This window comes from Mesorhizobium sp. P5_C1, from assembly GCF_054049815.1.
Genome location: NZ_JBFULQ010000243.1, coordinates 1 through 8,192 on the forward strand (window position 1 = coordinate 1; position 8,192 = coordinate 8,192).

Here is an 8,192-nt window from a genome sequence, read left to right on the forward strand (position 1 = left end):
GTGTAATGTGCCCACACACCGGCGAAGCAATCGGCCTGAAGCTCGATGCGAACCGACAGTTGGTTGGCATCGGCTTCGCTCATGCCTTGCCGCATCTGGTTGAACTTAGACATGATGCCGGTCAGGTTCTGCACATGGTGGCCAACCTCATGCGCGACAACGTAAGCCCGGGCGAACTCGCCCGAGGCGCCGAACTGCTGGTCGAGCTGCTGGAAGAAGGTCATGTCGAGATAGACCTTGTGGTCGCCGGGGYAATAGAAGGGTCCGGCTGCTGCGGAGGCAAAGCCGCAGGCCGAGCGGACCTGGCCGCTGAACAGCACCAGCTTCGGGTCTTCGTAGGTCAGGCCCTGCGATTTGAAGATGCCGGTCCAGGTGTCTTCGGTCTCGGCCAGCACGGTGGCGACGAACTGCTTCATCTCGTCGTTGGCGGGCGCACCCGCGCCGCTGTCCTGGCCGCCGCTGTCGTCGGTGATCTGCCCGCCGCCGCCCGGCAGCAGGCCGCCGTCGCCGCCACCCAGGATCGTCGACGGATCAAAGCCGAAATACCATCCGGCCAGCACCACCAGGATGACGAGGAAGATGCTGCCGCCGCCCCCGGCGCGACCACCAATCGGAATGCGGAACTGACCGGGGCTGCCGCCGCCGAGCCCGCCGCCGCTGTCGCTGCGGTCGTCCTCGATATTGTCACTCTGACGACGGCCTCTCCAGAGCATGGCAACTCCTCGCGCTGCGAACTTCCCCATTGTTCCGGCATGGCCGGTTCAACCCAACAAACAATTATCCCAATGGTTGCACCAAGTCACAGCATTTTTCGAGACTGCACCCCTGCCGATATGGCCGCCTCGCTGCTCTGGCCCAGACCACGGAAGGCCTGTAGCATCACTGCAAACGGAGGGGGTACGCGAGGCTTGAAGACGATCGGTGAATTCGTGTCGCTGCTCGCGGCCCTGCTCTGCCTTGGTCTCGCCAGTGCCGGCGCGGTGACGCTCGATTCCAGTGTCGCCGTCACCGATCCAGCCACTTTGCAGGCACTGGAGCGTGGCGGCCTGTCGATCAGCCGCCTGCTCGGTCCGGCACTCGGCCTTACCCGCGAGGTCGACAATCGCGGCCTGTTTTCGGTGCCGGCGCTGGCCACCGTCCGCGACACCGTCAAGCTTGAGATCGCCGACGAACCGAAGACCAGTCCCGACCCCTATGTCGCGGCCATGGCCAGGTCGACCGACACCAGCCAGAAATTCAATCCGAAATACATCGACGACGACGGCTCGACGCTCGACCTGACCGGCGTCGTCAACCGCATGGATCGCGGCTATCTCGGCCACACCGAATGCGGCGAGATCCGGCTGATCTATCGCTTCCACTATTCGGTCGCGGAAAAGCCGCTGAAGGGAAAGGCCGGCCAGCGCATTTCCTCGCGCCTGCCGCTGACCATGAGCCTGGTGTTCAACGCCAAGCCCACGCGGGCCCAGGCCCGCGCTTCAAGGGATTTGCCGAGCGCTACCGACGTGTCCTGCGCCGAAATCGCCAAGCGCTGGCTTGCCGCCGGGCAGAAGGATCTGCCGCCCGACCAGTTGGCGGCGTGGCTGCGCTCCGACGAAGGGCCGCTCTCCGGCGCCATGCTGAACTCGTCACAGATCATGCGGCTCGAACTCAACATGCAGGTGCTCAGGCTATCGGCCTCGACGCGTCGCGATTTCGGCGGCCACGCCGAATATCTGCTGAAGATCTTCAAATGGAATCCGGCCACCTCGAGCTTCTACGAATCGAAAATGGAGAACCAGATCGACCGGGCGATCGTGCTGGCCGACAAGCCGTCCTTCGCCAAGTGGCTGCTCACCGACCGCAACATCTACGACCTCGATCATGGGCGGCTGGTCATCGACGAAAAGTTCTTGGCCAAGAGCGCCGTCTCCGTAGCACCCGGCGGCCTGAGCCGGTCGCAGAACAACATCGCCTACGGGCTGGTCGACGACGCCGATATCGACAAGGCGCTGAAGGACTACGTTGCCAGGGGCAACACGCTCTCCTCCGTCAAGTCGGTGGCTGGCTTCGAATTGCGGCTCAATGAGATGACCTGCACCGGCTGCCACCAGACGCATGGCATTGCCGGCTTCCACTACACCGGCGCCGACCCGGCCAGCGAGCCGCGCCGCAACGCCGTCTTCGTGCCGGGCTCCGCCGTGTTCTTTGCCGACCTGCCGCGTCGACTCGCCATCGTCGAGCAGTTCGCCGCCGGCGGCCATCCGGATTTCACGCGTGGCTTTGCCGCCCGTCCGGACCAGAAATACACCGAGGCGCTGAAGGGCACGGACCTCTACAATGGCTGGGGCTCGATCTGCTATCGCGGCGAGGATTTGAGCTTCAAGGACTGGAGCTGCGGCGAAGGCCTGCGCTGCGCCGGCGTCCATGAAAGCGCCATCCATCCAGGGTTCGGCACCTGCGTCAGCGAGGCCGGGACGGCGGTCGGTGACCCCGTCGAGTTCGGCGAGATAAAAATGTCGACATGGGGCAACGACCGGTATTGCCGGCTGTCACCGGCCACCGCCAAGGCATGCGCCATCGATCCGGCGCGGGACAAGAAGCCGACGGTCAAGCTCGCCGGCTATGGCGCCGCACGCCAGCGCTACGACAATCCGCAGCAGAAGACCGGCGGCTTTCCCGGCGGCATGCTGCGCAAGGCGAGCTGCGACAAGCTTCCCGACGAGGCGACGTGCGGCCGGTTGGCCAAAACCGGATTCAACGACTGCATTGCGTCGGGCAAGGACCACAAATTCTGCACCAAGGAATTCACCAAGACCGCCGGCCTGCGTGCATGCGACAAGGCGCACCCCTGCCGCGAGGATTATATCTGCACCGCCGGCTATGACGACCTGACGGAAGCAAAAGCCGGCGAAGGCACCTGCATCCCGCCGTATTTCATCTTCCAGTTCCGCGTCGACGGCCACCCCAGAAGCTGGGTGCAAGATGTCAGGGAGTGAGAGCCCGGTTTTGCCGCAGGCAAATTGATAGACCCAGTGGTCCGTTCAAAGGGCTCGAACGCCCGGGCCATAGCCTAGGGACAAGCGGTGCTGCCACAACGAAGGCGCCGTTGCTACCTCTCAGCAAACGGCTTTCGCCGACAATTGCCGATGTCTGCCCGGCGGGCGCCTAATCCCTCTGCTTGGCGCCGGCGCTCTTGCCATCGGAGCTCTTCGAGCGCTCCTCGAAACGCGCGGCGCCCTTCTTCAGCGGATGACCGGTCTCGGCCTCGGTCTTGCGCTCATCCTTGGCCGCCGCCTGCTTCAGTCCCTTGGCCGCCTGCTTGCCCTTTGCGGTCGGTGCCTGTTCAACGCCCATCGCTTCCTCCCTTTGGCGCGCACGTCAATCGCGCGGTGTGAGGAGCAACGTGCGTAACATCAGGTGGTTCCCGCGCGGCTTCGTCGTTCGGGAAACGCGGCGCTGACGCAGCTCAGCGCGCCGCCGTCATCGCCTTGCGAAACGCTTCGAGCGTCTCGGCGCTGACATGGTGCTCGATGCCCTCGGCATCGATGCGCGCGGTCTCGGCGCTGACGCCGAGCGAGCGCAGGAAGGCTTCCACCGTCTGGTGGCGGATGCGGCTCTCCACCGCGACCTTGCGGCCGGCATCGGTCAGGAACACGCCGCGATAGGGTTTTCTGGACACCAGGCCGTCGGCGCACAGCCTGGTCAGCATCTTGGCCACCGTCGGCTGGGCGACGCCGAGCCGTGCGGCGATATCGACCTGACGCGCCTCGTTGCCGTCTTCGATCAGGTCGGCGATCAGCTCGACATAATCCTCGACCAACGCGCTGCGGCGCGCTTCGCGCGTGTGCCTGAACCCTTCCGAATGGACGTCGGCGTCAGGCAGCGGCTTTTCGCGCGGGAMCGGTCTGTTCTTCAGCGCCAATGCGCGCCCCTCCTGGGAGTTTAGCCGTCCATGCATTCATAGCACGGGCTCTGATTCTTCAGGCCGTTTATTTGCATTCCGCCACAGGCGCAACCTGCGTTGTCGGCGACCGTTCCCGCGCCAGGTCACGGCCCGAACAAAAAGCACCGACAATGAAATATAGCATATTGCATAATGTTGAGCCATGGCATAGCCTAGGGCAACATCGACACGTCTCGCGGAAAGCCCCTCATGTCTGAAGTCGAAGCCACAGCCTCCCAATCCACTTGGCGGTTCGCCAGGCCCGAGGAGGACGACCAGCCCAGCCTGCGCGAGGTCAATTCTTCCATCGCGGTTCCGAATTCGGGCGTCTGGTTCCGCCGGCTGTTCGCCTTCATGGGCCCCGGCTACATGGTCTCGGTCGGCTATATGGATCCGGGCAACTGGGCGACCGACCTCGCCGGTGGCGCGCAGTTTGGCTACACGCTGCTCTTCATCATCATGCTCTCTAACCTGATGGCGATCCTGCTGCAGGCGCTGGCTGCCCGCCTCGGCATCGCCACCGGCCGCGACCTCGCCCAGGCCTGCCGCGCCTACTATCCGCGCCCCGTCAATTTCATGCTGTGGATCGCGTGCGAACTGGCCATCATTGCTTGCGACCTGGCCGAAGTCATCGGCACCGCGATCGCGCTGCAGCTTCTGTTCGGCATTCCGCTGATCGGCGGCGCCGTGCTCACGGCGCTCGATGCCTTTCTCGTGCTTCTGTTGATGAACAAGGGTTTTCGCTATCTCGAAGCCTTCGTCATCGCGCTCCTGATCATCATCTTCAGCTGCTTTGCCATCCAGATCTTTGTCGCCGCCCCGCCGGCCGGCTCGATCCTACATGCCATGTTCATTCCGTCGTCCGAGATCGTCACCAATCCGGCAATGCTCTACATCGCCATCGGCATCATCGGCGCCACCGTCATGCCGCACAATCTCTATCTGCACTCCTCGATCGTGCAGACCCGCGCCTATGAGCGCACCGACAAGGGCAAGCGCGACGCCATCAAATGGGCGACGACGGACTCGACCATCGCCCTGATGCTCGCCTTGTTCGTCAACGCCTCGATCCTGATCGTGTCGGCGGTCGCCTTCCACGACACTGGCCACCAGGATGTCGCCGAGATCGGCCAGGCCTTCGAGCTGCTGTCGCCGCTGCTGGGCCTCGGCATCGCCTCGATCCTGTTCGCCGTCGCGCTGCTGGCTTCCGGCCTGAACTCGACTGTGACGGCGACGCTGGCCGGCCAGATCGTCATGGAAGGTTTCCTGCGCCTGCGCATCCCCAACTGGGCACGCCGCCTGTTGACGCGCGGGCTCGCCATCATCCCGGTGGTGATCGTCACCGCGCTCTATGGCGAAAAAGGCACCGGCCAGTTGCTGGTGTTCAGCCAGGTGATCCTGTCGATGCAGCTGCCCTTCGCGGTTGTCCCGCTGGTGCAGTTCGTCTCCGACAGGAAGAAGATGGGCAACCTCGCCATTCCGCGCGGCGTCGCGGCACTGGCCTGGGTGGTCGCCGCGATCATCCTGGTGCTCAACTTCAAGCTGCTCTACGACACCATGTTCGGGGTCGGCTGAGACGCGACATCGACTGCTCTGCTGAGAGATAGTCCGGCGACAAATCGGCAATCCGCGCTATCTTCTCCCGCGTCATGACCGGGATCGAAGACGCCAGGAAGTTCTACGCGAGGCTGATGGCCGCTAATGCCGGCTCGCCCGATCCGCGCCTGGAGGCGGTCTTCGCCGAGGTGCCGCGCGAAGCCTTCCTCGGTCCTGGGCCGTGGACGATCATCGCCGGCAACGGCAAGATCACGACGCCGAGCGCGGATCCGGCTCACATCTACCAGAACGTGCTGGTGGCGCTCGACAGCGACAAGGGCATCAACAATGGCGAGCCGTTCCTGCACGCCATGTGGATCGGCAAACTTGCGCCCAAACCCGGCGAAGCCGTTTGCCACATCGGCGCCGGCACCGGCTACTACACTGCGGCGCTGGCCAAACTGGTTTCGCCCGGCGGCACCGTCACCGCTTTCGAACTCGACAAAAACCTGGCCGAGCTCGCACGACAAAATCTCGAAACCTATGGCAATGTAACCGTCGTCCATGGCGATGCCGTGACGTCGCCCTTGCCGCCATCCGACATCATCTACGTCAATGCCGGCGTCGCCGCGCCACCGGTGGGATGGCTGAAGGCGTTGCGGGCGGGCGGTCGCATGATCTTTCCCTGGCGCCCGGCCGAGCGCGTCCCGCTGGCAGTGATGGTGACCCGCACAGAAAAAGGCTTCGCCTGCGACCCCTTCATGCGCTCATGGTTCATTCCATGTGTCGGCGCCTCGGTTGCAGACCCTGCGGCGAAGATCCCGACGCGCGACCAGGCCGCGCGCAGCCGCTCGATCTGGCTGACGTCGGACAAGCTGCCGGACCGCACCGCCACGGCGATCTTCGGTGAGGTCTGGTTCTCCTCGCGCGTCCTCGATGCCAGGTCTCGCAGGTGACGCATCGATGGCGGACCTGTCAAAATCTTGCCAGCGGTGTCGGACGGGCGGCGATCCGCGCGTCCTTGGGCTGAAGTCCAGCCGCGACGGCGTGGATTGAAGAAACCGGAGCATTGGAATGAGAAAGATCATCGCCGCGACATTCGTCAGCCTCGATGGCGTCATGCAAGCCCCAGGCGGTCCGGAAGAGGATCCGGCCGGCGGCTTCAGATTCGGCGGCTGGACGTTCCATTACTGGGACGACGCCATGGGCGCGTTCATGGGCGAGACCTTCACCAAGCCCTTCGACCTGCTGCTCGGCCGCAAGACCTACGACATCTTCGCAGCACACTGGCCGTACCAGGACAACGATCCGATCGCCGAAAGCTTCAACGCCGTCACCAAATATGTGGCGACGCACCGGCACGACACGCTGACCTGGAACAACAGCCAATCGCTGGGCGACGACGTCGTGGCAACGCTGCGCAAACTGAAGGAGCAAGACGGCTCGGACCTGCTCATCCAGGGTTCGAGCGACCTGATCCAGACCCTGCTCGCCAATGACCTGATYGACGAGATCGGCCTGCTGATCTTCCCGCTGGTGCTGGGCAAGGGCAAGCGGCTGTTCGGCAACGGCACCATGCCTTCCGCCTTGAAGCTGACCCGCTCGCAGGCCTCCAGCACCGGCGTCATCATGGCGACCTATGAGCGTGGCGGCGAGATCAAGACCGGATCGTTCGCGCCGGAAAAGCCGTCCAAGGCAGAGATCGAGCGGCGCAAGAACTGGAAGTAGCTGGATCTGGTTTCAAGCCGCCACCAGCCGCCGCGCCAACCCTTCACGGATATGCCGCGCGAATTCCTGTGCCGCGGGTCCGACACCGTGCCTCGGCAAATGCAGATTGATGGCAAAACTCGGCAGCGGCGGCAGGCCTGAACCGAACGGCAATATGTCGAGATCGGCCGGCACGGTGGAGGCCAGCCATGTGGTGACGGCGAGATCGGAACGCACTGTCGCCGTCGTCGCGTCGATGTTGCCGTTCTCGAACACGGTGCGCCATTCCAGCCCGTGCTCACTGAGCGCCGACAGCACCGCCGGCCGGAAGGCGCAGGTGTCGGCAACGATCGAAACCGGCAGCGGCCGCTTGGCACGGGCAACGCCGCCCTTGGCGCCGACCCAGACCAGCCGGTCTATGGCCAGGCACTCGCCGGCCGACGGGCCGACCCGTTCCTCGATCACCGCAAGGTCGATGGTGCCGGCCGCGAGGGCAGCGGCGATCTCCGGTGATGAGGCACAGATCAGCGATATCTCGACCTGGGGATAGGTCTCGGCATAGCGCTTCAGCACCGGCGCCAGCAGGGTGCCGACAAGATCGTAGGGCACGCCGAGCCGCACCTGGCCGGCCACCGGGGTACCCGCCATGTCGGTCCAGATCTCGTCATTCAAGGCCAGCAGCCGCTTGCCCTTGCCGAACAGCCGCTCACCGGCGCGCGTCAGCCTGAGGCCGCGCCGATCGCGCTCGAACAGGCTGGCGCCGAGCGCCTCCTCCAGCCGCTTGACCTGCTGGCTGACGGCGCCTTGCGTCAGGTGCAGCGCATTGGCAGCCGCCGTCATGCTGGCCTTGTCGGCGACGGTGATGAAGGTGCGGATCAGCGCCATGTCGAGATTTCGGATCATAACCGCATTATGTCTGCTAATGCCAAGCATAGCAAACATTGCATTTACTGAAGTTCATGCGCGGCTAGGATGGCGGTGTCCGACAATGCATGTCGCCCAAAAGTGCGCAGCGGTTTTGGGA

The 8,192-nt window shown here is 64.2% G+C and carries 8 protein-coding genes; 4 read left to right on the plus strand and 4 right to left on the minus strand.

The features are described 5' to 3' along the window. Positions 1-713: KPN_02809 family neutral zinc metallopeptidase (gene ypfJ / locus ACXJ7R_RS18825; RefSeq protein ID WP_457153163.1), on the minus strand; the 713-nt coding region annotated here is incomplete at its 3' end. A gap of 195 nt (positions 714-908) precedes the next feature. On the opposite strand from ypfJ, the gene ACXJ7R_RS18830 reads away from it, so the two are divergent. Then, the gene (locus ACXJ7R_RS18830) at positions 909-2,978 is read left to right on the plus strand and encodes a hypothetical protein (RefSeq protein WP_457153164.1); all 2,070 of its coding nucleotides are present in this window, start codon (positions 909-911) and stop codon (positions 2,976-2,978) included. Between the two features lie 169 nt (positions 2,979-3,147). On the opposite strand, the gene ACXJ7R_RS18835 is transcribed toward ACXJ7R_RS18830, so the two are convergent. After that, positions 3,148-3,336, minus strand: a complete 189-nt coding sequence (locus ACXJ7R_RS18835) for a hypothetical protein (RefSeq protein WP_095090960.1) — start codon at positions 3,334-3,336, stop codon at positions 3,148-3,150. Between the two features lie 112 nt (positions 3,337-3,448). Continuing rightward, positions 3,449-3,904, minus strand: coding sequence for a manganese-binding transcriptional regulator MntR (mntR, locus tag ACXJ7R_RS18840; protein ID WP_457153165.1), 456 nt, complete (start codon positions 3,902-3,904; stop codon positions 3,449-3,451). 231 nt (positions 3,905-4,135) lie between these two features. Between mntR and ACXJ7R_RS18845 the strand changes: the two genes are divergently transcribed. The 3 genes from ACXJ7R_RS18845 to ACXJ7R_RS18855 all read left to right on the plus strand — a co-directional run bounded on the left by ACXJ7R_RS18845 (position 4,136) and on the right by ACXJ7R_RS18855 (position 7,189). Beyond that, positions 4,136-5,500 carry an Nramp family divalent metal transporter gene (locus ACXJ7R_RS18845; protein WP_457153166.1) on the plus strand — a complete coding sequence of 455 codons (1,365 nt, stop codon included), beginning with the start codon at positions 4,136-4,138 and terminating at the stop codon, positions 5,498-5,500. Positions 5,501-5,574: 74 nt separating this feature from the next. After that, positions 5,575-6,417, plus strand: a complete 843-nt coding sequence (locus ACXJ7R_RS18850) for a protein-L-isoaspartate O-methyltransferase family protein (protein ID WP_457153167.1) — start codon at positions 5,575-5,577, stop codon at positions 6,415-6,417. 118 nt (positions 6,418-6,535) lie between these two features. Further along, positions 6,536-7,189 carry a dihydrofolate reductase family protein gene (locus ACXJ7R_RS18855; protein ID WP_457153168.1) on the plus strand — a complete coding sequence of 218 codons (654 nt, stop codon included), beginning with the start codon at positions 6,536-6,538 and terminating at the stop codon, positions 7,187-7,189. Between the two features lie 12 nt (positions 7,190-7,201). Here ACXJ7R_RS18855 and ACXJ7R_RS18860 read toward each other — a convergent pair whose 3' ends face one another. Next, on the minus strand, positions 7,202-8,071 hold the full coding sequence (locus tag ACXJ7R_RS18860) for a LysR family transcriptional regulator (protein WP_457153169.1): 870 nt from the start codon (positions 8,069-8,071) through the stop codon (positions 7,202-7,204). Between the last annotated feature and the right edge of the window lie 121 nt (positions 8,072-8,192).

Coding starts and splice junctions, on each gene's coding strand:
- ACXJ7R_RS18835 (WP_095090960.1), bottom strand. CDS start 3,336: ATGGGCGTTGAACAGGCACCGACCGCAAAGGGCAAGCAGGCGGCCAAG.
- ACXJ7R_RS18860 (WP_457153169.1), bottom strand. CDS start 8,071: ATGATCCGAAATCTCGACATGGCGCTGATCCGCACCTTCATCACCGTC.
- ACXJ7R_RS18850 (WP_457153167.1), top strand. CDS start 5,575: ATGACCGGGATCGAAGACGCCAGGAAGTTCTACGCGAGGCTGATGGCC.
- ACXJ7R_RS18845 (WP_457153166.1), top strand. CDS start 4,136: ATGTCTGAAGTCGAAGCCACAGCCTCCCAATCCACTTGGCGGTTCGCC.